The organism is Nonomuraea sp. NPDC001831 (assembly GCF_042892035.1).
Taxonomy (GTDB): domain Bacteria; phylum Actinomycetota; class Actinomycetes; order Streptosporangiales; family Streptosporangiaceae; genus Nonomuraea.
The window spans coordinates 148,999-175,150 of the sequence record NZ_JBIATU010000003.1; the positions used below are offsets into that span (position 1 = coordinate 148,999).

26 protein-coding genes are annotated in these 26,152 nt (G+C 73.3%); 6 read left to right on the forward strand and 20 right to left on the reverse strand.

All coding sequences use genetic code 11. The features are described 5' to 3' along the window. Positions 1-2: 2 nt before the first annotated feature. From alc to ACFYYW_RS11665, 3 genes are read right to left on the reverse strand one after another with little or no spacing between them, the layout of a single operon-like run. The gene (gene alc, locus ACFYYW_RS11655; protein ID WP_387647520.1) at positions 3-986 is read right to left on the reverse strand and encodes an allantoicase; all 984 of its coding nucleotides are present in this window, start codon (positions 984-986) and stop codon (positions 3-5) included. Further along, positions 987-2,297 (reverse strand): allantoinase AllB, encoded by a 1,311-nt coding sequence (gene allB, locus ACFYYW_RS11660; RefSeq protein ID WP_364411750.1) that lies wholly within the window; start codon positions 2,295-2,297, stop codon positions 987-989. After that, positions 2,294-3,436 carry a glycerate kinase gene (locus ACFYYW_RS11665; RefSeq protein WP_387647522.1) on the reverse strand — a complete coding sequence of 381 codons (1,143 nt, stop codon included), beginning with the start codon at positions 3,434-3,436 and terminating at the stop codon, positions 2,294-2,296. The genes allB and ACFYYW_RS11665 overlap by 4 nt, the downstream gene beginning before the upstream one ends. A 388-nt stretch (positions 3,437-3,824) precedes the next feature. On the opposite strand from ACFYYW_RS11665, the gene ACFYYW_RS11670 reads away from it, so the two are divergent. Further along, on the forward strand, positions 3,825-4,976 hold the full coding sequence (locus ACFYYW_RS11670) for a winged helix DNA-binding domain-containing protein (RefSeq protein WP_387647525.1): 1,152 nt from the start codon (positions 3,825-3,827) through the stop codon (positions 4,974-4,976). 73 nt (positions 4,977-5,049) lie between these two features. On the opposite strand, the gene ACFYYW_RS11675 is transcribed toward ACFYYW_RS11670, so the two are convergent. Genes ACFYYW_RS11675 through uraD form a run of 7 tightly spaced genes read right to left on the reverse strand, consistent with a single transcriptional unit; the run spans position 5,050 to position 9,706 of the window. Next, positions 5,050-5,262 (reverse strand): EF-hand domain-containing protein, encoded by a 213-nt coding sequence (locus ACFYYW_RS11675; RefSeq protein WP_387647528.1) that lies wholly within the window; start codon positions 5,260-5,262, stop codon positions 5,050-5,052. Positions 5,263-5,309: 47 nt separating this feature from the next. After that, positions 5,310-6,692, reverse strand: a complete 1,383-nt coding sequence (locus ACFYYW_RS11680) for an 8-oxoguanine deaminase (RefSeq protein WP_387647531.1) — start codon at positions 6,690-6,692, stop codon at positions 5,310-5,312. Next, entirely contained in the window at positions 6,689-7,159 is a 471-nt protein-coding gene (locus ACFYYW_RS11685) for a (2Fe-2S)-binding protein (protein ID WP_387647534.1), read from the reverse strand. Before ACFYYW_RS11685 ends, ACFYYW_RS11680 begins: the two co-directional genes overlap by 4 nt. Then, positions 7,159-8,019 carry an FAD binding domain-containing protein gene (locus ACFYYW_RS11690; protein ID WP_387647536.1) on the reverse strand — a complete coding sequence of 287 codons (861 nt, stop codon included), beginning with the start codon at positions 8,017-8,019 and terminating at the stop codon, positions 7,159-7,161. Before ACFYYW_RS11690 ends, ACFYYW_RS11685 begins: the two co-directional genes overlap by 1 nt. Before the next feature lie 5 nt (positions 8,020-8,024). After that, entirely contained in the window at positions 8,025-8,888 is an 864-nt protein-coding gene (gene pucL / locus ACFYYW_RS11695) for a factor-independent urate hydroxylase (protein WP_387647539.1), read from the reverse strand. Continuing rightward, complete coding sequence (gene uraH, locus ACFYYW_RS11700; protein ID WP_352326777.1) at positions 8,889-9,188, reverse strand: hydroxyisourate hydrolase; 300 nt, start codon at positions 9,186-9,188, stop codon at positions 8,889-8,891. Next, positions 9,185-9,706: a 2-oxo-4-hydroxy-4-carboxy-5-ureidoimidazoline decarboxylase gene (gene uraD / locus ACFYYW_RS11705; protein WP_387647541.1), complete on the reverse strand. Its 522-nt coding sequence runs from the start codon at positions 9,704-9,706 to the stop codon at positions 9,185-9,187. The genes uraH and uraD overlap by 4 nt, the downstream gene beginning before the upstream one ends. A gap of 145 nt (positions 9,707-9,851) precedes the next feature. Here uraD and ACFYYW_RS11710 point away from each other — a divergent pair, with 145 nt between their 5' ends. Continuing rightward, positions 9,852-10,694, forward strand: coding sequence for a deoxyribonuclease IV (locus ACFYYW_RS11710; RefSeq protein WP_352326779.1), 843 nt, complete (start codon positions 9,852-9,854; stop codon positions 10,692-10,694). A gap of 615 nt (positions 10,695-11,309) precedes the next feature. Here the strand turns inward: ACFYYW_RS11710 and ACFYYW_RS11715 are convergent. The 3 genes from ACFYYW_RS11715 to ACFYYW_RS11725 all read right to left on the reverse strand — a co-directional run bounded on the left by ACFYYW_RS11715 (position 11,310) and on the right by ACFYYW_RS11725 (position 13,905). After that, positions 11,310-12,050 carry a LytR/AlgR family response regulator transcription factor gene (locus ACFYYW_RS11715; RefSeq protein ID WP_387647544.1) on the reverse strand — a complete coding sequence of 247 codons (741 nt, stop codon included), beginning with the start codon at positions 12,048-12,050 and terminating at the stop codon, positions 11,310-11,312. A gap of 66 nt (positions 12,051-12,116) precedes the next feature. After that, a complete protein-coding gene (locus ACFYYW_RS11720; protein WP_387647547.1) occupies positions 12,117-13,253 on the reverse strand; it encodes a sensor histidine kinase in 1,137 nt (378 codons plus the stop codon). Between the two features lie 55 nt (positions 13,254-13,308). Next, on the reverse strand, positions 13,309-13,905 hold the full coding sequence (locus tag ACFYYW_RS11725) for a molybdopterin-dependent oxidoreductase (RefSeq protein WP_352330710.1): 597 nt from the start codon (positions 13,903-13,905) through the stop codon (positions 13,309-13,311). Between the two features lie 155 nt (positions 13,906-14,060). On the opposite strand from ACFYYW_RS11725, the gene ACFYYW_RS11730 reads away from it, so the two are divergent. Next, positions 14,061-14,351 (forward strand): YiaA/YiaB family inner membrane protein, encoded by a 291-nt coding sequence (locus ACFYYW_RS11730; RefSeq protein ID WP_352330712.1) that lies wholly within the window; start codon positions 14,061-14,063, stop codon positions 14,349-14,351. A gap of 1 nt (position 14,352) precedes the next feature. Here the strand turns inward: ACFYYW_RS11730 and thiI are convergent, their stop codons facing one another. The 3 genes from thiI to macS all read right to left on the reverse strand — a co-directional run bounded on the left by thiI (position 14,353) and on the right by macS (position 17,397). Then, complete coding sequence (thiI, locus tag ACFYYW_RS11735) at positions 14,353-15,549, reverse strand: tRNA uracil 4-sulfurtransferase ThiI (protein WP_352330713.1); 1,197 nt, start codon at positions 15,547-15,549, stop codon at positions 14,353-14,355. Positions 15,550-15,616: 67 nt separating this feature from the next. Continuing rightward, positions 15,617-16,270 (reverse strand): response regulator transcription factor, encoded by a 654-nt coding sequence (locus tag ACFYYW_RS11740; protein WP_364331652.1) that lies wholly within the window; start codon positions 16,268-16,270, stop codon positions 15,617-15,619. 29 nt (positions 16,271-16,299) lie between these two features. Then, positions 16,300-17,397, reverse strand: coding sequence for a MacS family sensor histidine kinase (macS, locus tag ACFYYW_RS11745; RefSeq protein ID WP_387647551.1), 1,098 nt, complete (start codon positions 17,395-17,397; stop codon positions 16,300-16,302). A gap of 114 nt (positions 17,398-17,511) precedes the next feature. Here macS and ACFYYW_RS11750 point away from each other — a divergent pair, with 114 nt between their 5' ends. After that, positions 17,512-18,378: an MHYT domain-containing protein gene (locus ACFYYW_RS11750; RefSeq protein WP_387647554.1), complete on the forward strand. Its 867-nt coding sequence runs from the start codon at positions 17,512-17,514 to the stop codon at positions 18,376-18,378. Between the two features lie 251 nt (positions 18,379-18,629). On the opposite strand, the gene ACFYYW_RS11755 is transcribed toward ACFYYW_RS11750, so the two are convergent. Further along, complete coding sequence (locus tag ACFYYW_RS11755; protein ID WP_352331196.1) at positions 18,630-19,655, reverse strand: 6-phosphofructokinase; 1,026 nt, start codon at positions 19,653-19,655, stop codon at positions 18,630-18,632. 171 nt (positions 19,656-19,826) lie between these two features. On the opposite strand from ACFYYW_RS11755, the gene ACFYYW_RS11760 reads away from it, so the two are divergent. Continuing rightward, positions 19,827-20,552 carry a Clp protease N-terminal domain-containing protein gene (locus ACFYYW_RS11760; protein WP_387647557.1) on the forward strand — a complete coding sequence of 242 codons (726 nt, stop codon included), beginning with the start codon at positions 19,827-19,829 and terminating at the stop codon, positions 20,550-20,552. Here ACFYYW_RS11760 and ACFYYW_RS11765 read toward each other — a convergent pair. Both ACFYYW_RS11765 and ACFYYW_RS11770 read right to left on the reverse strand, forming a co-directional pair. Further along, positions 20,509-21,978 (reverse strand): N,N-dimethylformamidase beta subunit family domain-containing protein, encoded by a 1,470-nt coding sequence (locus tag ACFYYW_RS11765; protein ID WP_387647560.1) that lies wholly within the window; start codon positions 21,976-21,978, stop codon positions 20,509-20,511. The two genes, ACFYYW_RS11760 and ACFYYW_RS11765, sit on opposite strands and share 44 nt — an antisense overlap. Positions 21,979-22,077: 99 nt before the next feature. Then, positions 22,078-22,977 carry a lactonase family protein gene (locus ACFYYW_RS11770; protein WP_387647562.1) on the reverse strand — a complete coding sequence of 300 codons (900 nt, stop codon included), beginning with the start codon at positions 22,975-22,977 and terminating at the stop codon, positions 22,078-22,080. Positions 22,978-23,071: 94 nt separating this feature from the next. Here ACFYYW_RS11770 and ACFYYW_RS11775 point away from each other — a divergent pair, with 94 nt between their 5' ends. Then, the gene (locus ACFYYW_RS11775; protein WP_352322902.1) at positions 23,072-23,929 is read left to right on the forward strand and encodes a helix-turn-helix domain-containing GNAT family N-acetyltransferase; all 858 of its coding nucleotides are present in this window, start codon (positions 23,072-23,074) and stop codon (positions 23,927-23,929) included. Here the strand turns inward: ACFYYW_RS11775 and ACFYYW_RS11780 are convergent. Further along, positions 23,886-26,078: an MMPL family transporter gene (locus tag ACFYYW_RS11780; protein ID WP_387647565.1), complete on the reverse strand. Its 2,193-nt coding sequence runs from the start codon at positions 26,076-26,078 to the stop codon at positions 23,886-23,888. The genes ACFYYW_RS11775 and ACFYYW_RS11780 overlap by 44 nt on opposite strands. Between the last annotated feature and the right edge of the window lie 74 nt (positions 26,079-26,152).

Consider the following 26,152-nt stretch of genomic DNA (forward strand, 5'->3'; position numbering starts at 1 on the left):
GGTCAGGCCAGGTGCCCGTGCAGGCGCACCCTGGCCAGCCCGCCGTCGGGGTAGATGTCGACCCGTACGTGGGTGACCGGTTCGGGGTGGCCGAGCCGGAAGCGGTGGGGCGCGTCGGGCTGCAGCCGGGTCTTCGGCAGCAGCGTGACCTCGCGCCCGCCGGACAGACCGCCGGACAGACCGTCGGACAGACCACTGGACAGCCCGGTGAGCGCGACGTGGCTGGGGGCGTTGAAGATCAGGTTCGTGGTGTCGATCTCCGCCAGGCGCAGCAGGCCCGGCGCGGCCAGGCGGATGAGCAGCCAGTCGTTGCCCGGCTCGCGGCGGCGCGCGGTCTCCCAGCCCTCTGCCTGGTGGCGGGCCAGGCCGGGGGCGATGACGTTGTTCGGCGCGGAGTAGAACTCGTCGGAGCAGGCGGTGACCAGGCCGCCGTTCTGGAGGGCGGCCAGGTCGAGGCTCAGCCCGTCGTAGACGGACAGGTCGGGGCGTACCTCGCCGTGCACGCGCAGGCGGGCGATGCCGCCGTCGGGGTAGATGTTCAGGCGGACGTGGGTGTAGCGGGTGTCGTCGCCGGTGACCTCGACGTGGTGCTTGGCGTCGCCCCTGAGCGCGGTCCTCGGGACGATCTCCGTCCAGTCGGCGGCGGCCACCTCGGCGGGCGAGGGATGGCCGGGCACGGCGGCGGCCTCGACCGAGGCGTACGGCGGGTAGTTGCCCTTGAACCAGGCCGTGTCGATCACCACGCCGCGGATCGCGCCCGGCAGGCCCAGCCGCACCAGCGCCCAGTCGTGGCCGGGCGTGCGGCGGCGGCGGGTCTCCCAGCCGTCGTAGACCTGCCCCTTGTTGCCGAACGTCTCGGCGCGGAAGCCGGGGCGGCCCGGCCTGATCAGGCTCTCCTTCTCGGCGAAGGACTCGTCGCTGGCCGCCACGACCGCGCCGCCGAGGGTGCGCAGCGCCAGGTCGGGCAGGGCGGTGAAGCCGGGCATCTACTGCTCCCCCAGGATGAGGCGGCCGTGCGGCTCGCCGTCCACGGGACGGCCGCGCAGCCAGGTGGTCAGCACCGCGCCCTTGAGCAGGCGGCCGTGGTAGGGGGTGACGGGGTTGCGGTGGTGCAGGCGGGCGGCGTCCACCGGGTTGTCGGCGTCGGGGTCGAAGGCGACCAGGTCGGCGTCGCCGCCGGGGCGGATCGCGCCCTTGCCGGGGAGCCGGGCCGTCTCGGCGGGCGCGGCCGACATCCAGCGCACGACGTCGGCGAGGGTGTGGCCGCGCCGGGCGGCCTCCGTCCAGACCGCGGACAGGCCGAGCTGGAGGGAGGCGACGCCGCCCCAGGCGGCGGCGAAGTCGGGCACCTTCAGGTCGGCGGGCGAGGGTGAGTGGTCGGAGACGACGCTGCTCAGCACGCCGCGGGCCAGGCCGTCCCACAGCAGCTCGCGGTTGGCGCGCGAGCGGATGGGCGGGCAGCACTTGTACGCCGTGCGCCCCTCGGGCACCTGTTCGGCCTCCAGCGTCAGGTAGTGGGGGCAGGTCTCGGCCGTGACCGCCACGCCGTCGGCCTGGGCCCGCGCCAGCACGTCGAGGCATTCGGCGCTGGAGACGTGCAGGACGTGCACGCGCGCGCCGGTCTCGGCGGCCAGCGCGACGACCTTGGCGACCGCGCTGCGCTCGGCGGCTCCCGGCCGCGACTCCAGGAACTCCCGGTACGTCGGCCCGCCCGGCTCGGCCAGCAGCTCGGGGTCCTCGGCGTGCACGACGACGAGCCCGCCGAACCCGGCGACCTCGCTCAGCACCGCCCGCAGCTCGGCCGTGGCGAGCGGCGGGAACTCCTCGACGCCCGACGGGGACATGAAGCACTTGAAGCCCCGGACGCCGCGCTCGTGCAGCGGCCGCAGCTCCTTGAGGTTGCCGGGGACCGCGCCGCCCCAGAACGCCACGTCCACGTGGCACTGCCCGCGGGCGGCCCGCAGCTTGGCCTCCAGGGCCTCCACGCTGACGGTCGGCGGCAGGGAGTTGAGCGGCATGTCCACGATCGTGGTGACGCCGCCCGCGGCGGCCGCCCTGGTGGCCGAGGCGAAGCCCTCCCAGTGGGTGCGGCCCGGCTCGTTGACGTGCACGTGCGTGTCCACCAGGCCGGGGAGCAGGGGCAGGTCGCGCAGGTCGATGTCCTCGGCGGCGTCGAGGGGCTCGGCGTAGTCGTACAGGGCCTCGACGCGTTCGCCCCGTACGGCCACGGCCGCAGCCCGCTCCCCCTCGGGCGTGACCACCCTGCGGGAGCGGACGACGAGGTCGTGGACGGTCATCTGCCCTCCAAGTGCTCGGCGGCCACGCGGGCGGCCAGGCGTTCCAGCAGCGGCCCGGCCTCGGCCATGCAGCGGGCCGGGTCGGGCTCCAGGTCGGTCAGGGCGTAGGCGGCCTCGATGCCGGCGTCCTTGAGCTCGGTGTCGCCGAGGGTGCGCCGGCCGCAGACGGCGACCACCGGCACGCCCGCCCTGGCCGCCGCCTGGGCCACGCCGATCGGCGCCTTGCCGCGCAGGGACTGCTCGTCGAGCGAGCCCTCGCCGGTGATCACCAGTCGGGCGTCCTGGACGAGCGCGCCGAAGCCGAGCAGGTCGAGCAGGTATTCGATGCCGGGCCGCAGCTCGGCGTGGAGGAAGGCCAGCGCCGCGAACCCGACGCCGCCCGCCGCGCCCGCCCCGGGGGCTCCGGCGACGCCCATGGCGCGCGGGGTGTCGTCGTGCTCGACGGCGCCGACCAGGCCGTGGGTCTGGGTGGCGACGGCGGCCAGCCGGGACAGCCCCGCCTCCAGCACCTTGACGTCCTCGGGGGTCGCGCCCTTCTGCGGCCCGTAGACGGCGGCGGCTCCGTGCGGGCCGAGCAGCGGGTTGTCGACGTCGCTCGCCACCACGAACTCCACCCCCGAGACGTCGGCGAACCCGGACAGGTCGATGCGGGCCAGCCCGCGCAGCGCGGCGCCGCCGTCGGGCAGCTCGGCGCCGTCGTCGTCGAGCAGTCGTGCGCCGAGCGCCCGGACCAGGCCCGCTCCCCCGTCGGTGCAGGCGCTGCCGCCGAGCCCGAGGACGACCCGCCGGGCGCCCCTGCGCAGGGCGTCGGCGATCAGCTCTCCGGTGCCGTAGGAGGTGGCGGTCAAGGGGGCGGGGCCGGCGGACAGCCGCCGCAGCCCGGACGCCTCGGCCAGCTCGACCACAGCCGTCGGCGTGCCGCCGGCCGCCCGCCAGGCGTACGCCGCGCTCACGCGTTCGCCGGTAGGCCCGGTGACCTCCACGGTGACGCGGTCGAACCCGCAGGCCACGGCCGCCTCGACGGTGCCGTCGCCGCCGTCGGCGACCGGCAGCTCGACCGTGGGCACCCCGAGCCCCGCCGACACCCGCGCCGCGACCTCGGCGGCCGTGAGGGAGCCCTTGAACTTGTCGGGTGCCACCAGAACCTGCTTTACCACTACGAACTCCCACAAGATGCTGAACAATGGCCGGACACGCCTTCCTGCCCGGTGCGAGCGGGCAGGAAGGCGTGACTCATCATCACATCAGCCCCCCGGCCGGCGGCGGCCGAGGGTAGGCGCCCTCAGTGAAAGGCGCCCCCAAGGAAGGTGCCCACAGTGAAAGGCGCCCCCAAGGAAGGTGCCCACAGTGAAAGGCGCCCTCCAGGAAGGTGCCCTCAGTGAAAGGCGCCCTCCAGGAAGGTGCCCTCAGTGAAACAGGCGGCCGCGCCCGCCGCCCATGGGCCGCGAGCACGAATCTGAGCGGCTTTGGCGGGTTCTGAGGTGTGTGATCCTCCAATTAGGCTCACATCCCGTAAGGAGGCGTTTCATGCGCATATCTGAGCGGGAGAGGCGGCGCCGGCTGGGCGTGCGCCACAACCTGGCGGCCAAGGCGGCGACGCCGGAGGAGGCGACGGCGTCCGTGGTGGTGCTGCACGCCACCGACCCGGCGACCGTGTTCCTGTCGGCGGGCGCCCGGCTCACCGCGCCCGGGATCGAGCCGGTCGAGCGGGCCCTGTACGAGGACCGCACGCTGGTGCGCATGCACGGGATGCGCCGCACGGTGTTCGTGGTCCCGGCCGCGCTGGTGCCCGTCGTGCACCACTCCTCCACGCTCGCGGTCGCCACGAAGGTGCGCAGGGCGCTGGTCAAGGAGCTCACCGCGGCCGGCGGCTGGGACGAGACGTGGCTGGCCGACGTGGAGTCGTCGGTGCTGCGCGTCCTGGCCGAGGAGGGCACGGCGACGGCGGCCCGGCTGGGCCTGCTGGAGCCGCGGCTGCGCGAGCAGTTCCGGGTGGCCGTGGGCAAGCCGTACGAGGCGCTGCACAGCGTCGGGCAGCGGCTGATCACTCTGATGGGCATGGAGGGCCGGCTCGTCCGCCAGGGCCGTCCGTCCGGCTCGTGGACGAGCACGCAGCACCTGTGGGCCGTCGCCCCGCCCATGGAGGAGTCCACGGTCCCGCAGGCCCAGGCGGAGCTGGTGCGCCGCTGGCTGGCCGCGTTCGGCCCCGGCACTGAGGCCGACGTCAAGTGGTGGACCGGCTGGACGCTGCGCGAGGTGCGGGCCGCGCTGGCGGCCGTCGGCGCGGTGGAGGTCGAGCTGGACGAGGGCGCGGGCTACGTCCTGCCCGGCGATCTGGACGAGACGCCCGAGCCCGAGCCCTGGGCGGCGCTGCTGCCCGCCCTGGACCCGACGCCGATGGGCTGGCAGGGCCGCGACTGGTACCTGCCGAAGGAGCACCGGGCCGAGCTGTTCGACCGCAGCGGCAACGTCGGCCCCACCGTGTGGTGGGACGGGCGGGTCGTCGGCGGCTGGGGGCAGCGGCCCGGCGGCGAGATCGTGTGGCGGGCGCTCACCGACCTGGGCTCCGAGGCCGTGGCGGCCGTGGAGGCCGAGATCGCCGCTCTGGCCTCCTGGCTCGGCGGCGTGCGCATCACACCGCGCTTCCGCACCCCCTTGGAGCGGGCGCTGGCGGAGTAGGGCGTAAGCGCGCGCCCCTGGAGCACGCGCCCCTGGAACGCGCCCCTGGAACGCGCGCCGGCGGAGTAGGGCGTCACGAGACCGCGCGGATGAACTCCTCAAGCGAGTAACGCCCGTCCTGGTCGCTGTCGGCCTCCTGGCTCAGCGCCCCGAGGGCCTCGGCGGGCAGGTCGGGGAAGTGCCGCTTCAGCTCGGCCTCGCTGACGAAGCCGTCGCCGTCGGTGTCGATCTCGGCGAAGGTGCTCTTGAGCTGCGCCAGCCGCTCAGCGGGGAGTTCTGCCGACACGGGACCGCCTTTCGGTACCGAATATCACGTTCCGGACGTTCACCACCCTAGTGCTGGATCTCCCTGCCCGCCGAGTGCCCGCGCTCGGCGGCCAGCCGCATCAGCCTGCGGTGGGCCTCGGCGCCCGCCCGTCCGGCCGCGTCGTGGGACGTCGTGCGCAGCTCGCCGTCCTCGACCACGGTCCGGCCGCCGACCAGGACGCGGGCCACCGGCGGCGGGGGCCCGAACACCAGCGCGCACACCGGGTCGGCCACGGCGGCGGTGAAGGGCCCGCCGGTCCGCCACAGGACGACGTCGGCCAGCTTGCCCGGCTCCAGCGAGCCGAGCTCGGCCTCGCGGCCCAGGTTGCGCGCCCCGCCCAGGGTGGCCAGCTCCAGCGCCTGGCGGGCCGACAGCGCGCGGGGGCCGTACCGGGCCCGCTGGAACAGCAGGGCCTGCCGCATCTCCCCGGCCAGCGAGGTCAGCTCGGAGGAGGCGCTGCCGTCCACGCCGAGGCCGACGTTCACCCCCATGCGCAGCATCTCCGACACGCGGGCGATCCCGCTGCCCAGGCGGCCGTTGGAGGAGGGGCAGTGGGCCGCGCCCGTGCCGGTGCGGGCGAGCTTGGCGATGTCGGCGTCGCTGAGGTGCACGGCGTGCGCGAGCCACACGTCGGGCCCCAGCCAGCCGAGCTTGTCCATGTAGTCGACCGGGCGCAGGCCGAACCGGTCGATGCAGTGCTCGTCCTCGTCGAGGGTCTCAGCCAGGTGGGTGTGCAGGCGGACGCCCTTGGCCCTGGCCAGGGCCGCCGACTCGGTCATCAGCTCCGTGCTGGCCGAGAACGGCGAGCACGGCGCGACCGCGACCCGCACCATCGAGGACGGCGACGGGTCGTGGTGGGCGTCCACCGCCTCGGCCGTCGCGGCCAGCACGTCGTCGAGCTGCTCGACCACCTCGTCCGGCGGCAGCCCGCCCTGCGAGCGGCCCAGGTCCATCGAGCCGCGCGCCGGGTGGAAGCGCAGGCCGATCTCCCGCGCCGCCTCGACCTCGGCCGCGAGCAGGTCGCCGCGGCCCTTGGGGAAGACGTAGTGGTGGTCGCTGGAGGTGGTGCAGCCGGACAGCGCCAGCCAGCCGAGCCCGGCCGTGGCCGCGCCCCTGACGACCTCGGCGTCCATGGCGGCCCACACGTCGTAGAGCGCCACCAGCCACTCGAACAGGGTGGCGTCCTGGGCCAGCCCCTGGGAGGCCCACTGGTAGAGGTGGTGGTGGGTGTTGACCAGGCCGGGGGTGGCCAGGCAGCCGGAGCCGTCCACGCGCCGGGCGCCGGGGATGGCGGGCGCGGGGCCGGGGCCGAGCGCGGCGATCCGGTCTCCCTCGACGACGAGGTGGCCCGAGGGGATCTCGGGGCCGGCGACGGGCGCGATGTGCACGTTCTCGATCAGCAGGGTCATCGGGACGCCTTCCGCGCGGCGGCCAGCCGGACCGCGTCGAGGATCTTCTCGTAGCCGGTGCAGCGGCACAGGTTGCCCGCCAGCGCCTCGCGGATCTCCGCGTCGGACGGCCGGGGCACGCGTTCGAGCAGGTCATGGGCCTGAACGACGAGCCCGGGGGTGCAGAACCCGCACTGCACGGCCCCGCACTCGACGAACGCCTCCTGCACCGGGTCGAGCCGGTCGCCGGCGGCCAGCCCCTCGACCGTGCGCACCTGCCGTCCCTCGGCCTGCCCGGCGGCGACCAGGCACGAGCAGACCGGCAGCCCGTCGAGAAGGACCGTGCACGAGCCGCATTCGCCCTGCTCGCAGGCGTTCTTGGAGCCGGGGAGCCCGATCCGCTCGCGCAGCACGTACAGCAGGCTCTCCCCCTCCCAGACGTCGTCCACGCTGTGGGCGCGGCCGTTGACGGTGACGTTCAGGCGCATCAGGCGGCCCTCCTCGCGAGGTGGTCGGTCCAGGCCCAGGTGAGCGTGCGCCGGGCCATCACGCCGAGCGCGTGCACCCGGTAGGCGGCGGTGCCGCGCACGTCGTCGATCGGCGCGGCGGCCCGCGCGCACAGCTCGCCGAAGCGGGCCAGCAGCGCGGGGTCGAGCGGGGCGTGCCAGTCCAGCTCCCTGGCCAGCAGGTCCTCCGCCTCCAGGGCGCGGCGCGGCGTGGGCGCGGCCGAGCCGATCCCGGTGCCGACCCGCCGCCGGCCGGGGTGCAGCGCGACCGCGAACGAGCACACCGCGATCACCATGGCGTTGCGCGTGCCGACCTTGGAGAAGTACTGGGGCCCCTGGGCGGGTTCGACGCGCACGGCCCTGATCAGCTCGTCCGGCTCCAGGGCGGTGCGCTTGACCCCGAAGTAGAACTCGGCCGCGGGGATCAGCCGGGTGCCGCGCTCGCGCGACTCGACCTCGACGACCGCGCCCGCCGCCAGCAGCGGCGGATGGCTGTCGCCCGCGGGCGAGGCCGCGCCGAGGTTGCCGGCGACCGTGCCGCGGTTGCGGATCTGCGGCGAGCCGACCGTGCGCGCGGCCTGCGCGAGCCCCGGCAGCACGCCGCCCAGCTCGTCCACGACCGTGGCGTACGTGACGCCCGCCCCGATCCGGCAGATGCCGTCGGTCATGTGCCATTCGCGCAGCTCGGCCACCTGGTTGAGGTCGAGCAGCGCCTCCGGCCTGCGCACGTCGAAGTTGATCTCGACCATCACGTCGGTGCCGCCCTGGACGGGCAGCGCTCCGGGCCGGTCCGCCTTGGCGGCCAGCGCCTCAGCCCACGTGGTGGGCCGCAGAAAGTCCATCGTCCTCACTCCCAGGCGAATCCCGCGTCGGGTGCGTCCTCACGCAGCACACTGCCCTCGATCAGCCCGTAGGGACGGTCGGCGGCGTAGAAGACCTCGTTCTCGTTGTCCAGGCCGAACGGCGACAGGTCGACCAGGAAGTGGTGCTTGTTGGGCAGCGTGAGCCGGACCTCGCAGACCTGCGGGCAGGTCGTCAGCACCCGCTCGCCCATCGCGTAGAGGGTCTGCTGCAACGACAGGCTGTGCGTCTGCGCGAAGGCGTCCAGCAGGCAGGCGCGCACCTGCGCGTACGGCGGGCGCCCGCCCGTCCCGATGTGCCGCCAGCGGGCGGTGACCGCGGTGGCCAGGACGCGGTCGGTCGTCGGCTGGAGGGTGGTGTACTCGTCCACGAGGTAGCCGTGGAACTCCGAGCCGGTCGAGTTCAGCACGACCAGGTCCGTCAGGCCGGACACGACGGTGGTGCGGCCGTCCCTGTCGTGGTGGACGACGCAGGTGCGCACCTCGCCGCCGTCGCGCACGAAGGAGTGCCGCGACGGGCCGGGGATGCGGTTCCAGGCGTACTCCTCGATCTCCACCCGCGCGTGGTGGATGGACGGGTGCGCGGAGACGTAGTGGCGGGCCAGTAAGAGGGCGAAGTCCTCGATCTCGCCGACGCCGTGCTTCCTGGCGAAGGCGTAGGCGGTGTTCTTCTGCGTGTCGGTGGGCAGGACGGCGGCGTTGCTGCCGTTCCTGTGCACCTCCTCCATGTCGCCCGACAGCGAGGTGCTGACGTTGATGTCCTTGAGGTGGTGGACGGCCCCGTCCCTGACCACGTGGACCAGCCTGGTCTCCGCCTTGCCGTAACGGTTGGGGCCGAGCTTGACGGTCATCTAACTCCCTCGGTAGGTGGAGTAGGCGTACGGGCTGAGCAGCAGCGGCACGTGGTGGTGGGCTCCGGGGTCGGTGACGGTGAAGGCGATGACGACCTCGGGGTAGAAGGTGTCGGCCAGGTAGGCGCCGGTGTCGAAGACGACGCGGTGCACGCCCTCCCCGGTGTCCCAGCCCTTGATCCGGCCGTCGTCGTCGGTGCTGCCCCGGGCCAGCACGCGGCCCTCGTGCTCCAGCCGGACGCGCACCCCGGCGGCCGGGCGGCCCGAGACGGCGTCCAGGACGTGCGTCGAGAAGCTCATCTCCCCTCCCCTTCCATGAGCCTCCCCAGCCGGAGCCGGGTGATCTTGACCAGTTCGTCGCGGACGGCCCCGCGCTCGGTCTCCTCGTCGTTGTCCAGCCGGGCGCGCAGCCGGGCCAGCAGCTCGGCCCCGCTCAGGCCGGCGGCGCAGACCAGGTAGACGTACCCGAACCGCTCCTCGTACGCGCGGTTGCCCGCGGCCAGCGCGGCCCGGAGTTCCCCGGCCCCCGGCGCGTCCGCGTGCGCGCCCGCCTGCTCCTGGCGCGACCAGCGCGACTCCCGGCCGTCCCCGGACGGGCGTTCCCCGATGCGCGGGTGGGCCGCCAGCGCCTCCAGCACGTCGGGCCACTCCAGCTCGCGCACCGCCGCCTCGGCGGCCTCGGCGAGCCGTTCCGGGGCGGCGTAGGGCCTGCGGGCGGCCACCGCCGCCGCGAACGCGCGGGAGGCGCAGCAGGCCAGCAGCTCCGCCTCCGCCTCCGCGCGCGGCCGCCGGTTGAACGCGGCCAGGGAGTTGCACATGTCAGCAGTACACACACGGGCCCGGTTCCCGGTCCATCCGTGAGAACTCCCAAGTACGCAACGGGATGGCCAGGACTTTTCGTGTCATGCTCCAACCCGGCCCCGGCCGGGACGCCCCTGAGCTGCGCCTACACTGGGAGCCATCATGACCTTGACATCCCTGATCGGCGGGCACGTGTCCGTCACCGGCGGCCTGGCGACCGGCGGCCTGAAGTACATGGCCGAGATCGGCGCCGAGATGGTCCAGGTGTTCGTCACCAACCCGCGCGGCTGGGCGCTCAACGACGGCAAGCCCGCCGAGGACGCCAAGCTGGCCGAGTCCGGCGTCACCGCCTTCATCCACGTCCCGTACCTGGTGAACTTCGGCTCGCCCAACCCCGAGACGCTGGCCAACTCCATCGCCGTCGTCCGCCACGGGCTGCGGCGCGGGGTGGAGACCGGCGCCAAGGGCGTCGTCGTCCACACCGGCTCGGCCGTCACGCAGTCCCGCGACGACGCGCTGCGGCAGATCCGCGAGACCCTGCTGCCGCTGCTCGACGAGATCCCCGAGGGCGGCCCCGACCTGCTGCTGGAGCCCATGGCGGGCCAGGGCGCGATGCTCTGCGCGACCGTCCAGGACCTGGAGCCCTACCTCGCCGCGCTCGACTGGCACCCGCGGGCCTGCGTCTGCCTCGACACCTGCCACGCCTTCGCCGCCGGCCACGACCTGGCTGCCGAGGGCGGGGTGCGGGAGACGTTCGACGCCCTGCACGCCATCGCGCCCGGCCGGCTCAAGCTCATCCACGCCAACGACAGCAAAGACGTGTGCGGGGCCAAGAAGGACCGGCACGAGAACATCGGCGCGGGCCACATCGGCGCGCAGCCGTTCGCCGAGATCATGCGGCATCCGGCGGTGGCGGGCGTGCCGATCTGCATCGAGACGCCCGGCAAGGCCGACAAGCACCGCGAGGACATCGAGCTGCTGAAGAAGCTCCGCGACGAGGGCTGACCCAGGGCGATCCCCGGCAACGGGGATGAAAGCCCGTCCTGGTCATCAATCGTGATAGGGGCGCCTGCTCGCACGATCCGGCCGCCCCCGAAGGCCGGATCGCGGGGCCGGGGTCCGTGGCCTCCGCAGGCGCCCCTTCACCTGATCGGCAGGCGGGCCCTACCCCCCGGTCAAAGGCCCGACAGCCGTGGTGACCTGGCTGGTCACCGGTGAAGCCGACGCATCAGGCCCTTGCTTGGGCCTTGCGGCCCGTCCCCCCCGATGCGCCGGGTGGCTTCGATGCCGAAACACTACGGTCGCGATCTTGTGGGCGAAACCCTGTTTACGGTCAGCTCGCTGAACGGTCTGTAGTCATCGACATACGGAGGGTGGCCGGGCGGCGAGCGGTCACCGGCGAGCGACGAACGGCAGATTCCTGGGTCCTCCCAGCGGCCGGCGGGCACCTGAAGGGCAGCGCGGGAACCGCCGCCAAGGGCCCGCCCCCGACGTGACCTGGGAAATCTTTTACCATCGCGGCGGCAGACGACCCGGCGGCCGGGGCCCGGCGCCCGCCGGACACGCCCAGCTTCACGCCCACCCATCGGCACCAGCCCGCGGGGACGCGCGGGCCGGCGGTCAGGAGAAGACGCCGCGATGCTGGCGGACGAGCTGTTCGCGCACCTGACGGCTGTGCCGCCGGCTGACCTGCAGCGTCTCGGTGCCGACGGTGAGCGTGACCCGGCCGCCCTCGAAGCGCAGCTCGCTGACGTGCCGGGCCGAGACCAGGGTGCTGCGGTGGACGCGGATGAACCCCGCCTCCGACCAGCGGCGTTCGAGCGCGGCCAGCGACATGCGGACGAGGTAGCTGCCGTCGCCGGTGTGCAGCCGCACGTAGTCGCCCTTGGCCTCGGCGAACCAGATGGCCTGCTGCGGCACGAACCTGGTGCGCCCGCCCAGCTCGACCGGGATCACGTCGTCCTGGCTCGGCTCGGCGAGCGGCGCGGAGGCCGCCTCCAGCCGCCTGACCGCCTCCGCCAGGCGCTCGGCCCGGACCGGTTTGAGCAGGTAGTCGACGGCCTCCAGCTCGAACGCCTGCACCGCGCACTCCTCGTGCGCCGTGACGAACACCAGCTTGGGCGGGCTGGGGAAGCCGCCGACCAGCCGGGCGAGGTCGAGGCCGTCGAGGCCCGGCATCCGGATGTCGAGGAAGATCGCGTCGAGCCGCTCGCCGCCGCCGATCATCTGCACCATGTCCTGCAGCGCGGTGACGCCGTCGGCCGCGGTGGCGACGTGCTCGATTCTCGTGTCCTGGCGCAGCAGGTAGGCGAGCTCCTCAAGAGCGGGCAGCTCGTCGTCGACTGCCAGGACCCTCAGCATGGGCTCCACGCTGCCGTATCAAAGCAAAGGTCACAAGCGACACGCCAGCTCTGGGTAAGGAATTGACTACAGTGAGGTGAATTGCGTCTTGGGGACGCGCAGCCGTACCCGGGTGCCGGCGCCGAGGGCGGTCTCCACCACGAGGCCGTAGCCGTCGCCGTAGATCTGGCGCATGCGCAGGTCCACGTTGGCCAGGCCGATGCCGCCGCCCTCGCGGGCCGGATCGCCGTCGAGCATGCGCCTGGCGCACTCGGGGTCCATGCCGGTGCCGTCGTCCTCGACGGTGATGTGGGCCTCGGGGCCGGCGTCGCGGACCACGACCCGCACCTCGCCGCCGCCGCGCCGGCCGCGCATGCCGTGCTTGATGGCGTTCTCCACCAGCGGTTGCAGGCACAGGAACGGCACCGGCACCGGCAGCACCTCGGGCGCGACCTGCAGGCTGAAGCGCAGCTTGTCGCCGAAGCGGGCGCGCTCCAGCAGCAGGTACCGGTCGACGCAGGTCAGCTCGTCGGCCAGGGTGGTGAAGTCGTGGGCCCGGCGCAGGGCGTAACGGGAGAAGTCGGCGAAGTCGAGCAGCAGCTCGCGGGCGCGCTTGGGGTTCGTCCGGACGAACGAGGCGATCGTGGTCAGCGCGTTGTAGACGAAGTGCGGCGAGATCTGGGCGCGCAGCGCGCGCATCTCGGCCTCCAGCGCCCGCCGCCGGGAGGCGTCGAGGTCGGCCAGCTCCAGCTGCCCCGACACCCAGCGGCCCAGCTCGGTCACGGCGCGCACGAGCGCCGCGCTGACCTCCTCGTCGAAGGCCGCCAGCGTGCCCACGACCGTGTCGTCCACGGTCAGCGGCACGACCACGGCCCCGTGCGGCCGCCCGGCGAACACCTGCGCCCGCCCGGCGGCCAGCGTGGTGCGGGCGTAGGTGAGCACGTCGTCGGTGCACGGGCCGTTCCAGGCCAGCGCGGCGTCGGTGGAGGTGATCGCGACGGCCCGGGTGCCGAGCAGCGCGTGCAGGTGGCGTACGGCCTTGCGCGCCGAGTCGCGGTCGAGCCCGCCGCGCAGGGCGGGCGCGGCCAGCCCCGCGACGTGCAGCGCGGTGAAGGTGGCCTCGTGTTTGCCGCCTTCGGGGAGCGCGGGGCGGCGCGTCCTGGCGCAGGCGTAGCCGAGGAGGAAGAGCAGGAGGGAGAGCGCCACGCATGCGGTGGTCTGCATGCGCCAAACCGTAGCCAATAACCGGTCGTGTTCGGGTGGAAACCCGCAGCGAAGTCTACGGGGGGCCCTCGCCGGGTTCCTCCTGGTAGGAGTAGCGCTGTTCGCGCCAGGGATCGGCCAGGTTGTGGTATCCGCGTTCCTCCCAGAAGCCGCGCCGGTCCTCCAGGAGGTATTCGACGGCGCGCACCCACTTGACGCTCTTCCACGCGTACAGGTGGGGGACCACGATGCGCACGGGGAAACCGCGGTCGGGGCTGAGCGGCTTCTCGTCCAGCTCGGTGGCGAACAGGGTGTCGGGGGCGGCGAAGTCGGACATGCGGAGGTTGGCGCTGTAGCCGTACTCGGCCCAGATCATGACGTGGCGCACGCCGGGGTCGGGCGGCGCGAGCTCCATGATCGTGGCCGGCGTGACGCCCCGCCACTCGTTGGCCATGAGGGAGAACTTGGTGACGCAGTGGAAGTCGGCGACGCGCGTGGCCCGGGGCAGCAGCTCGAAGTCCGCCCACGTCAGGCAGTGCTCCTCGCCGGAGGCCGTGGCGCCGAAGACGCGGAAGTCCCAGCTGTCCGGCTTGAACGCGGGCACCCTGCCGTAGTGGATCACGGGGCGGCCGCGCGGGACGTACTGGCCTGGAGGCAGGCGCGACTCCTCCACGATCACTCCCCTCACCGATCTCGCGTCTTGGGCCATCCTGCCATCGCCGCGCCCGCGCCCCGCGTCCGGGGCTGCGGCCGGGCCTTTCGTACTCAGGAGTAACTTGAGTACGAAAGCCCATGCGACGGCCTGGCCTGCGAGATCACCATGAACTCATGAGCAAGCCCATCCGTCCCACGCAGACCGCCGCGTTCTACGTCCAGGCGGTCCTGTCGTTCGCCGTCTCCGTGTCGTCCGTGGTGATCGCTCTGATCTACCTGCCGGCCTCCGGCTGGATCAGGGCGTTCCTCGCGCTCGGCCTGCTGTACGTGGTCACCTCCACGGTCAACCTGTGCAAGGTCGTCCGCGACCGGCAGGAGCTGGCCGAGGTCACCAACCGCGTGGACCAGGCCAGGCTGGACAAGCTGCTGGCCGAGCACGACCCGTTCAAGGTCGACGCGGCCTGAGCTACAGGGTGTACTCCTGGATCGAGTCGGCGAGCTGCACGCACAGCTCCTCGGCGTCGAGCCGCTTCTCGATCTGCTTGAGGTCGTCGATCTTGGCCCGCGTCTCGGCGCGCTTGGGAGCCAGCAGGGAGCAGCAGTCCTCGTCGGGCAGCTCCGAGATCTCCAGCGTGCCGATGCGCCGGGCCTCGGCCATGATCTCGGTCTTGTCCCAGCCCACGAGCGGGCGCAGGATCGGCAGGTCGACCGCGTTGTCCTGGGCGGTGATGTTGGCCAGCGTCTGGGAGGAGACCTGGCCGAGCGCGTCGCCGGTGATCAGCGCGCCGGCGCGGATGCGGTGGGCGACCTCCTCGGCCGTCTTCAGCATGAGCCGCCGCTGGGCGATCACGGCCAGGCGGTCCTGGCCCGAGTTGCGGATCGACTGCTGCGCCTTGCCGAACGGCACCACCCACAGCCGCGACCTGCCCTGGAACCGGTCGAGCTTCCTGACCAGCGCGTACGCCTTGTAGATCGACTCGGAGGTGGTGAACGGGATGCCGGAGAAGTGCAGGAAGTCGACGTGCAGACCGCGCTTCATCATCCGGTAGGCCGCCACCGGCGAGTCGATGCCGCCCGACATGAGCACCAGCGCCCGGCCGCTGCTGCCGACCGGCAGGCCGCCCTGGCCGGGGATGCCGTCGGTGAAGACGAACACCTCGTCCCGGTCGACCTCGATGAAGACGGTCAGCTCGGGGTTCTTCAGGTCGACGGGCAGGTGGTACTCGTCGTTGATCGCGCCGCCGACCAGCCGGTCGAGCTCGTTGGAGCGCAGCGGGAAACGCTTGTCGCGGCGGCGGGAGCGCACCGCGAAGCGGGCCCCGCGGGCGACCTCCTCGCGGTCGCGGATCAGCTCCAGGCCGGCCTTGAGCACGGTGTCGGGGTCCTTGGCCACCCGCCAGGCGCGGTGGATCCACACCAGGCCGGGCACGTCGGCGACCCGCCGGGCCACCGCGTCGGCCTGCTCGACGTCCGATCCCTCGGGCAGGAAGATCGCGACGACGCCGTGACGCCGGCGCACGTCGGTCTTGAGGCCGAGATCCTGCAGCGCGAAGCGGATGTTGTCGATCAGGCGACGCTCGAACAGCTCACGGTTCTTGCCCTTGAGAACGATCTCGCCCAGCTTGAGCAGAACGCATGGCTCGCCCAGGGCGGACATCGTCATGGTGGAACCTCCGGGGAAGACGGGGAAAGCGCGGCCGCTAGGAAGGCAACGCCGCGACCTGTCGAGTTTAGTCCGCGTCGAGGCCCTGCTCGATCGCATATCGGACCAGTTCCACCCGGTTGTGCAACTGGAGCTTGCTCAGCGTGTTCTGCACGTGGTTCTGGACCGTGCGGTGCGAGAGCACCAGGCGGTCGGCGACCTGCCGGTAGGTCAGGCCCTTGGCGACCAGCCTGAGCACCTCCGTCTCGCGCTCGGTCAGCCTGGGGCCGTCGTCGTCGGCGCGTCCGGCGGCGGGACGCGCGGCCAGCCGCCGGTACTCCCCGAGCACCAGCCCGGCCAGGCCCGGCGTGAAGACGGCGTCGCCCTCGGCGGTGCGGCGGACGGCGTCGAGGAACTCCTCCCGGCTCGCCGACTTCACCAGGTATCCGGACGCGCCCGCCTTGACGGCCGCCAGCACGTCGTCCTGCTCGGCGCTGGCCGACAACACCAGGACCTTGGGCGCCGGCTCGGCCCCGGCCAGCCCGGCGGCCACCTCCGCGCCGGACATGTCGGGCAGGCGCAGATCCAGCACGACGACCTGGGGGCGTACGGCCGCGGCCGCCCTGATCGCCTGCCGCCCCTCCCCCACCACGGCCACGACCTCGTAGCCCGCCTCGGACAGATCCCTGGCCACGCCATCGCGCCACATGGGATGGTCGTCCACCACCATGACCCGCACCATGACGTCACTCTAACCGGGCCGCTCCTCGCCTATCGGCAGGGAAGACTGATCTCGATCTCGGTCCCGGACGGCGTGGAGGCGACGGCGACCGTCCCGCCCAGGTCGGCGACGCGCCCGCGGATGGACTGCGCGACGCCCAGGCGGCCCTCGGCGGCGGCCCGCTCCAGGCGTCCCGCCGGGATGCCGGGGCCCTCGTCGCGCACGGTCACCATGACCACGTCGTCGCAGGACTCGGCGAACACCCAGGCCCGCGCGCCCGCGCCGCAGTGCTCGCGCACGTTGTCCAGGGCGGCCCCGACCGCGGCCGCCACGCCCTCGGCCGCCGGCGTGGGCAGGACGAGCGGCGTGGCCGGGGTGGAGACCGTCACCAGCGGCGAGCCGTGCCGCATGAGCAGGGAGCGCAGGTCCGTGGCGCCGGTCGGGGCGGGACGGGCGGCGATGAGCTCGCGCAGCGCGGCCTCCTGCTCGCCGGCCAGGCGGCCCAGCTCGGCCGCCTCGCCGCCGATCTGCCGGCCGCGCCGCTGGACCAGGGCCAGCACCTGCAGGACGGAGTCGTGCAGGTCGCGGGCCAGCCGGTCGCGTTCGCGCTGGGCGGCCTCCATCTCGGCCGCGCGCTGCATGCGTTCCTCGGCCTCCTTGGCCAGCCGGGCCACGTGTCCGACAACCACTCCTGACAGGAACAGCAGGACCGCGCCGTTGATCATCACGGGCGCCTCCGGGGCGCGCACGCGCAGCCACAGGTCCGCGGCGGCGACCAGGGCCGCCGCCACCGCGCCCGCGCGCCGACCGCCGTACACGGCCCAGGCCAGGACGGGCGCGGCGACCCAGGTGGCGGGGACGGGCATGGTGCCCGCCACACCCTGCCGGACGCCCTCCACGTACGGGGACGTCAGCAGGCAGGCCAGCGCCACCACCAGGTCCACGGCCAGCAGCGGCCGTCCGCGCAGCTTTTCGGACGCGTACGCGTACGTGGCCGCGGCCGTCCACAACGCCATCAGGGCGATCACCAGCCAGCCGGCGACGGGCTGCTCGTACCCGCGGTGCTGGGCCATCAGCACGGCGGCGTACAGCAACGACGCGGCGCGGAAGACCGCGATCGCGCGCCAGAAGGGGCCCTCGATGGTCATGAGACCCTCTCACGTTTCCGACACGCCGGTTGACCGATAGTTGCGGTATCCATGCGGAAGGGACGGATCGGATGACACAATCCGTCAACCCCTAATCACAAGGAATGTCGATATATGACCGCTGTTAATCATTTCACCCACGGACCGCTCACACCGCTGCTGGCGTACCTGATGTCGTGCCTGGGTTCGATGCTCGGACTGCGGCTCACCGCACAGGCGCACGCCAGCCGCGGCGCGTCGCGGGTGCGCTGGCTGATCGGCGCGGCCATCTCCATCGGCGGCACCGGCATCTGGGTCATGCACTTCGTCGCGATGATGGGCTTCGCGGTGGAGGGCACGCAGATCAAGTACGACGTCCCGCTCACCGTCGCCTCGGCCGCCGTGGCCGTCGTGGTGGTCGGCACCGGGCTGTTCCTGGTCTCCTACGGCCGCGGCCGGGCGCTGGCGCTGCTCGGCGGCGGCCTGCTCACCGGGCTCGGCGTGGCCAGCATGCACTACCTCGGCATGTACGCCATGAACATGAGCGCCCACGTCTCCTACGACCGCACGATCGTGGCCGGGTCCGTGGTGATCGCCGTCGTGGCCGCGACCGCCGCGCTCTGGTTCACGCTGCGGGTCAAGAAGCCGGTCTGGATCACCGGCGCGGCGCTGGTCATGGGCGTGGCCGTCTCGGGTATGCACTACACCGGCATGTACGCCATGCGCGTCTCCGTCGACGCCGAGCCCGGCATGGTCACCGGCGCGGACGCCCTCGACTTCCTCGTCCCCCTCATGACCGTGATCAGCCTGATCACGCTGACCATGCTGCTCATGGTGATCCTCGCGCCCTCGGAGGAGGAGCTGCACGAGGACGCCGAGATGGTCGCCCGCCTGGAGCTGCGCCGGCGCGCCGCCCAGCAGCAGCAGCGCCTGGCCTACCCCGCGCCGCCGGCCGCCCCCCGCCCGCAACAGCCGCAGATGATGCGCACGCGCCGCAGGTAGCCGCCGGCGCCGGGCGTCCGGACGGGGCCGGACGCGGCGAGGGCGCGCCGGAGGTGGATCACCTCGGCGCGCCCCGCGGTCGAGCTATCTCCTGGGTACGGCTTGCGGCGCAAAGTGGGCCGCCGACTCGCTGCGCCCCAAGCCGTACCCCGAGGGGGGTTGTAAGCGGTAACCCCGCTGCCCAGAAGGTACGGCCCGGCGCTTGCAAGCCGCTTTCAGCCAGCCGTAGAAAGCCTCACCCGGCCGGCGTCTCAGCCGAAGAACACCTCCGCCTCGGAGTACCGGGAGGCCGGCACGGTCTTCAGCTCGGCCGTCGCCTCGTCGAGCCCGACCCGGACGATGTCGGTGCCGCGCAGCGCGACCATCGTGCCGTAGTCGCCCTCGTGCGCGGCGTCGATCGCCTGCAGCCCGAACCTGGTGGCCAGCACCCGGTCGTAGGCCGTCGGGGTGCCGCCGCGCTGGATGTGGCCGAGCACGGTGGTGCGGGCCTCCTTGCCGGTGCGCTTCTCGATCTCCTTGGCCAGCACCTCGCCGATGCCGCCGAGCCGGACGTGCCCGAACGCGTCGAGCGTGCCGGTCTGCAGCTCCATCTGGCCCTCGATCGGGTGGGCGCCCTCGGCCACGACGATGATCGGCGAGTAGCGGGTGCGGAAGCGGGACTCGACGTACTCGCAGACCCGGTCGATGTCGAACGGCTTCTCGGGGATGAGGATCACGTTCGCGCCGCCGGCCATGCCCGCGTGCAGCGCGATCCAGCCCGCGTGGCGGCCCATGACCTCGCAGATCAGCGCGCGGTGGTGGGACTCGGCGGTGGTGTGCAGCCGGTCGATGGCCTCCATCGCGATGTTGACCGCGGTGTCGAAGCCGAAGGTGTAGTCGGTGCCGGACAGGTCGTTGTCGATGGTCTTGGGCACGCCCACGACCTTGACGTCACGGTCGTAGAGCTGCTTGGCCACGCCGAGCGTGTCCTCGCCGCCGATGGCGATCAGGGCGTCGACGCCGGTGGCGGCGAGGTTCTCCTTGATGCGGTCGACGCCGCCCTCGATCTTGATCGGGTTGGTGCGGGAGGATCCGAGAATGGTGCCGCCCCGCGGCAGGATGCCTCGCACGGCCTGGATGTCGAGCGGCATCGTGTCGCCTTCCAGGGGCCCGCGCCAGCCGTCGCGGAACCCCACGAACTCGTGGCCGTACGTGCTCACCCCCTTACGCACCACGGCCCTGATGACGGCGTTGAGACCTGGACAGTCTCCGCCTCCGGTGAGCACTCCAATACGCATGGCGGGTTCCTCCCGATGGGGTTCACGAACCATTGCTCGGTGACAGCTCGCATTGTGCCTGCCGCGACGCTCAGTGGTCTAGACCAAACGCCCGGCCGTCGATCATTTCCTGGACGGAGCAATCGTCAACCCAGGGTTGACGGTGTGGCGGCGTCAACCTATGGTTGACGCATGGATAAAACCGTACGTCTCGACGACCTCATCGCCGCCATCAAGAGCCGTCATCCCGACGACGACCCGCTCGGCCAGCTCTCCGACGCCGTCACGCTGGGCGAGCACCTCGGAGAGGTGGCCGACCACCTGATCGGCCACTTCGTGGACAAGGCCCGCCACTCCGGCGCCTCCTGGACCGACATCGGCCGCAGCATGGGCGTGACCAAGCAGGCCGCGCAGAAGCGCTTCGTGGTCAAGGAGAGCGGCTCGCTCGCCGACGACCTGCGCAACTACGCCCGCTACACCGACAAGGCCCGGGTCGCGGTGGTCAAGTCCCAGGAGGAGGCGCGCCTGTCGGGGCACGACCACATCGAGGTCGGGCACCTGGTGCTCGGGCTGCTGCACGTGCCCGAGGCGCTGGCCGCCTCGACCATGGCCACGCTCGGGGCCTCCCCCGAGGCGGTCAGGGAGGCCGTCACGGCGGCCATGGGGCCCGGCGGCGGGCAGTCGCCCGTCACCCTGCCGTTCTCCGCGCAGAGCGCCAAGGCGCTGGAGCTGACGCTGCGGGAGGCGCTGCGGCTCGGGCACAACTACGTCGGCACCGAGCACCTGCTGCTCGGCGTGCTCTCCCTGGAGGAGGGCCCGGTGGTGGCGGCCCTCGCCGAGCTCGGCGTGCGCAAGGAGGCGGCCGAGCGGGAGATCAGGGAGCGGCTGACGGCGATCCTGCGCGAGCGCCGCCCATAGCGGCGTTCCGCGGCGGGCCCGCGCGGCCCTGAGGAGGGTGGGCGGGGTGACCGGAGAGCCCGGCGGGGCCGGCGGCGAACCGGGTCAGCACGTTCGCCGTGGCGCGGCGGGTGAAGGCGGCCGCGGACTCCGGGACGCCGTGGCCGCAGCGCCTGCCGCGCATCGCGCACACCCAGCGCATCGTGCCCGAGGCGAACACCCCGGCCCCGCTCGGCGCCGTGTAGTACGTGCTCTGCGACGTCGTCCCGCGTCCCCCGCACGAGAACGGCGAGTCGGCCAGCACCTCCACGCCCTTGGGCGAGCCGCGCGAGACCTTGTCGGTCTCCGGGCCGACCATGCCGGGGAAGCGCCGCCCATGGGTGCCCGCGAAGATCCAGTGCCCCGGCCTGCGGACCGTGTAGGCGCCCTGGGCGGGGAAGCAGTCGTACATCTGGCCCACCAGAGCGCTCTCCGGGCGGGAGTCCCGCCACAGGGGGCAGAGCCGTTCCTTGTCGCAGGCGACCGTCCTGCCCTTGATCGCGATACGCCAGTAGACGGCGTTCGCGCCGAGGAAGGCGAGGTTCGTCCCGCTGTCCCTGGCCTTCGTGACGGCCGTGCGCATGGCGGGCGACCAGTACTCGTCGTGGCCGAGCGAGACCACGGCCCGGGCGCCGTCCAGCACGCCGGGGCCGAGGTCGAGGCTGGTGAGGTAGGCCAGGGGCACGCCGCTGCGCTCGGCCACGGCCAGGGCCGGCTGCTCGAAGTCGAGGAACAGGCGGGCGCCGCCGCCGTCGTACGGGCGGTCGAAGGTGACCTCGCGCGAGCGGCCGGCGAACCCGCCGGGCCCCAGGTACAGGCTGCGGCCGCCCCACAGGTTGTACGCCTGCCAGGTGGTGACCGCGTTCACCAGCACCACCCGGCCCCGGGTGGAGGCCGAGCGGACGGTGATCGGCACGTACCGCTGGGCGCCGGTCGAGGCGTCGAGCCTGATCAGGTAGGCGCCCTCCGTCCAGCCGCGGGTGTCCACGGTGAGCGAGGGCTTCCAGCGGGCGGCGGTCACCGTGCCGTCCACGGTCCTGGCCGGCGGCTGGCGCACGCCCTTCACCTGCGGGGACTCCCACACCTTGGCCGGGTGCGCGCCCATCCTGAACGCGCCGGCGGTGAAGCGCGGGGCGGTGGTGGAGACGTGCAGGGCGAAGGACTGGCCGGGCAGGACGCTCACGTGGTCGGCGTAGCCCTCGATCTCGTGGTCGGCCCCGCGGGTGGTGATCCGCCAGGACTCCCCCGCGTTCACCGGCGGCGGCGGCGACGGGCGGTCCGGCTCCGACGGCTGCGGGACGGGCGGCGCCGGCGACGCGGACGGCGCCGGCCGCACGGGACCGCCGCCGCATCCGGCGGCCGGCAGGACGGCGATCAGCAGGGCGAGGAGCAGCAGGAGCTTGCGCACCCGGCCATCGTCGCGGCCCGCCCCCGGGCCGGGCCACGACTTGGCCTGATCCTTACCCCGCGCCGCCGCCCGCCTGGGGCCGCGCCCTTCCCGGCGTTCCTACGCGGGCAGCACGCAGGACGGGCTGGGCACCTCGTACGACTGGCCGGCCGGCTCGGGCACCCCGTCCGCCAGCGTGAACAGGGTCACCTCGCCGGAGTTCTGGTTGGCGACGTACAGGCGGTCGCCGGCGATGGCGAAGTGCCGGGGCCAGGCGCCGCCCGAGGGCACCTCGGCCACCGGGGACAGGTCGGCGGCGCGCAGAACCGAGACCGTGTCGGGCCCGCGGTTGGCGACGTAGACCAGGTCGCCGTCAAGCTGCAGATGGCTGGGCGCGTTGTCGCCCCCGGCGCGCGAGGCGGGCACGACGGTGCGGCGCTCGCCCTCGACGAGGGTCACGGTGCCGTCCAGCTCGCCGGCCACGTACAGGCGGTCGCCGGCGAAGGCGAAGTGGCGGGGGCCGGTGCCGGGGGCCAGGGTGATCGGGTCGAGCGGGGAGCCGTCCAGGCGGTAGCGGCGGATCTCGTCGGTGCCGAGGTCGGAGACGTGCAGGACGTCGTCGTGGAAGACGCACATGTGGGCGTGCGACCCTGCCTGGCGGTCGGGGTCGGGGCCCGAGCCCTCGTGCCGCAGGACGACGGGGTCGCCGGTGAAGGCGCCCCGCTCGTCCAGGTGGTGCAGGCCGGCGGTGCCGTCGCCGTAGTTGGCCACGGCCAGCAGGCTGCCCGAGGGGTGGACGGCGACGTGGCAGGGGCTGTCACCGTCGCTGGAGCGTTCGTCCAGCGGGGACAGGCCGCCCTCGGTGGTGAAGGCGGTGAGCCAGCCGCGCTGCAGCTCGCCGGCCGCGTACAGCACCGGCAGGGTGGGGTGCGCGGCCAGGAACGACGGCGAGGCCACGCGGGTCAGCTCGCCGCCCACCGTGACGATGCCGGGACCGTAGCCGCCTATGTAGAGGTTCACAACGGGATCCTTCTTATGGTTGACTGGGGCAATGAATTCGTTGACGGAGGCAAGGGTTTCTGAGGTCAGAGCCTTCAACCGGTTCTATACGAAAGTGATCGGCGTCCTCCAGGCAGGCATGCTCGACTCGCCCTACTCGCTGACGGAAGTCAGGGTGCTGTTCGAGCTCGCGCACGCCGGGAGCATGGAGACCGGCGAGCTGCGCGGCCTGCTCGACCTCGACGCGGGCTACCTGAGCCGGATCCTGGCCCGGTTCGAGGGCGACGGGCTGGTCGCCCGCGAGCGGTCGGCCGCCGACGCCCGCAAGCAGCTCGTCCGGCTGACCGAGGCGGGCGCGGCCACGTTCGCCGGGCTCGACCGCCGCTCGGCCGAGGAGATCGAACGGCTGCTCGGCGGCCTGCCCGAGGCGGACCGGGCGCTGCTGGTCGGCAGCATGGCGACGATCAGGCGGCTGCTCGGCGAGCCCGCCGCCCGCTCGTACGTGATCAGGCCACCACGGACGGGCGACCTGGGCTGGGTCGCCTACCGGCACGGCGCCCTCTACAGCGAGGAGTACGGCTGGGGCACCGAGTTCGAGCAGCTCGTGGCCAGGATCGTGGGCGCCTACGACCCCGCCCGCGACGCCGGCTGGATCGCCGAGGTCGACGGCGAGCGCGCCGGGTGCGTGTTCTGCGTGCACCAGGACGACACGACGGCCAAGCTGCGCATGCTGCTGGTCGAGCCGTCGGCGCGGGGTCTCGGGATCGGGCGGCGGCTGGTGGCCGAGTGCCTGCGCCACGCCAGGGACCGGGGCTACCGGCGGATCGAGCTGTGGACGCGCGACTGCCTGGTGAGCGCGCGGCGCATCTACCAGGCGGCCGGGTTCGAGCTGGAGTCGGCGGAGCGGGGCGTGGAGAACGGCGCCGAGGTCACCGAGGAGATGTGGTCGCTCGACCTCGCGGCCACCAGTTGAGCGGCCCGGCCAGGCGCATCAGGCTCGGCACCAGCACCGCCCTGATCACGGTGGCGTCCGCCAGCACCGCGACGGCCATGCCCACCCCGAGCATCTGCACGAACGCCACCCGCGCGGTCGCGTAGGCGGCGAACGTGAGCGCCAGGATGCCGCCCGCCGCGGTGATCAGGGGCGCGCCGCCCTGCATGCCGGCGGCGACGGCCTGCCCGGTGTCGCCCGTCCTGTCGTACTCCTCCTTGATCCTGGACAGCAGGAAGACCTCGTAGTCCATCGACAGGCCGTAGGCGACGCAGAGCATGAGGATCGGGATGCTCGGGTCGAGCGTGCCGGTCGGGGTGAAGCCGAGCAGGCCCGCCAGGTGGCCCTCCTGGAAGACCCAGACGACGGCGCCGAACATGACGCCGAGGCTGAGGACGTTCAGCAAGGTCGCCTTGAGCGGGAGCACCAGGCTGCCGGTCATCAGGTACAGCACGGCGAACGTGAGGCCCAGCATGAGCGCCAGCACCAGCGGCAGGCGGTCGACGACCGAGGCGCGGTAGTCGGCCAGCTCGGCGGGATAGCCGCCGACCAGGACCTCGAAGGGCGGCGGCACGGCCCGTACCGACTCCACCAGCCGGACGGGGTCACCGGCCAGCGCCTCGGCGGAGGGCACCACCGACAACCACGCGCCCGGCCCGCGGAAGCGGGCCGGGTCGCCGTCGCCGACGCGCCGCCCGGCCACGTGGGCGCCGGCGGCCGAGTCCACCTGGGCGACCCCGGGAACCTGAGAGAGCCGCATCGCGTACGCCGAGACGTCGGCGGCCCGCGCCGCGCCCGTCGAGACGATCTGGACGGCGTCGGTCTCCTCCGCCGGGAAGGTCTGCCGGATGACCTCCTGGGTCTGCCGCGAGGACGCCTCCGGCGGCAGGATGCGATCGTCGGCCGTGCCGAAGCGCAGGCCGAGGGACGGCGAGGCGAGCACCAGCAGCAGCGCCGCCGCCAGGCCGCCGAACACCACCGGCCGGCGCATGACCCGGACGGCCAGGCCGTGCCAGAACCCGGCTCCAAGGGCCTCCGTTCCGCCGTGCCCGGGACGCCCCGGCCTGGGCACCATCGCGCCGCCGGCCGCGGCCAGCACCGCGGGCAGCACGATCACCGCCGCGAACAGGCCGCCGGCCACGACCGCGATGCCCGCGTAAGCGAAGGAGCGCAGGAAGTCGAAGGGCAGCGCGAACAGCACGGTCAGCGAGGCGGCCACCGTGAGTCCGCTGAACAGCACGGTGCGCCCGGCGTGCTCGACGGCTCCGGCGACGGCCGCCGCGCGGTCGCGTCCGGCGCTCACCTCCTCGCGGAAACGCTGGACGACGAACAGGCAGTAGTCGATGCCGAGCCCGAGGCCCATGGCGAGGGTGAGGTTGAGTGCGAAGGTGGAGACCTCCGCGAACACCAGGACGCCGCGCAGCAGCGCCAGGCCCACCACCATGGCCAGCACCCCCGCCAGGATCGGCGCCAGGGCGGCCGTCACGCGCCGCTGGTAGAGCCAGAGCAGCACGAACGCCAGCGGGAAGATGACCAGCTCGGCCCGGACGAAGTCCTGTCTGGCCAGCGGCACGGTCTCGCGGAACACCTCTTCCCCTCCGCCGGCCCGTACCTGGAGCGGGCCCTGCTCGCCGACGATCCGCGGCACCAGCGCGGGCAGCACCCGCGCCCGCACGTGGTCGGCGTCGCCGGGGACGCGCACCACGATCAGCGCGTGCCGGCCGTCCCTGCTGCGCAGGGTGGCGGGCCTGCCCCTGGTCCAGTACGAGGAGGACTCCGCGACGCCGTCCGAGCGGCCGATCCGGTCGGTGAGGGCGCGGCCCGCCGCCTCGGCCGCGGGGTCGTCGACGGTGCCCGACCTGGGGGTGACCAGGAAGACCAGGTCGGGGCTGCCGGCGCCGAACCGGCGGGCGAGCTCGGCCTGGGCCCGGTCGGACTCCGAGCCCGGCGCCTCGAAGCGGGCCAGGGAGAGGCGGGAGACCGTACCGGCGGCCAGGACGCCTGCGACGACGAGCAGGAGCGCGGACAGGGCCAGCACGAGCCGGCGGCGGCGGACGAGGAGGTGGCCCAGCCTGCGCAGCGGCGGCTCGGCGGCGGCGCGCGGGCCCCGGGTGGCGACGTTCACGGCCATGCGGGCACCGCCCGCGCCGGGCCTGATGGGCAGGTTCGCATGGGATCTCCCGAAAACTCGGTAAACTACTCGTG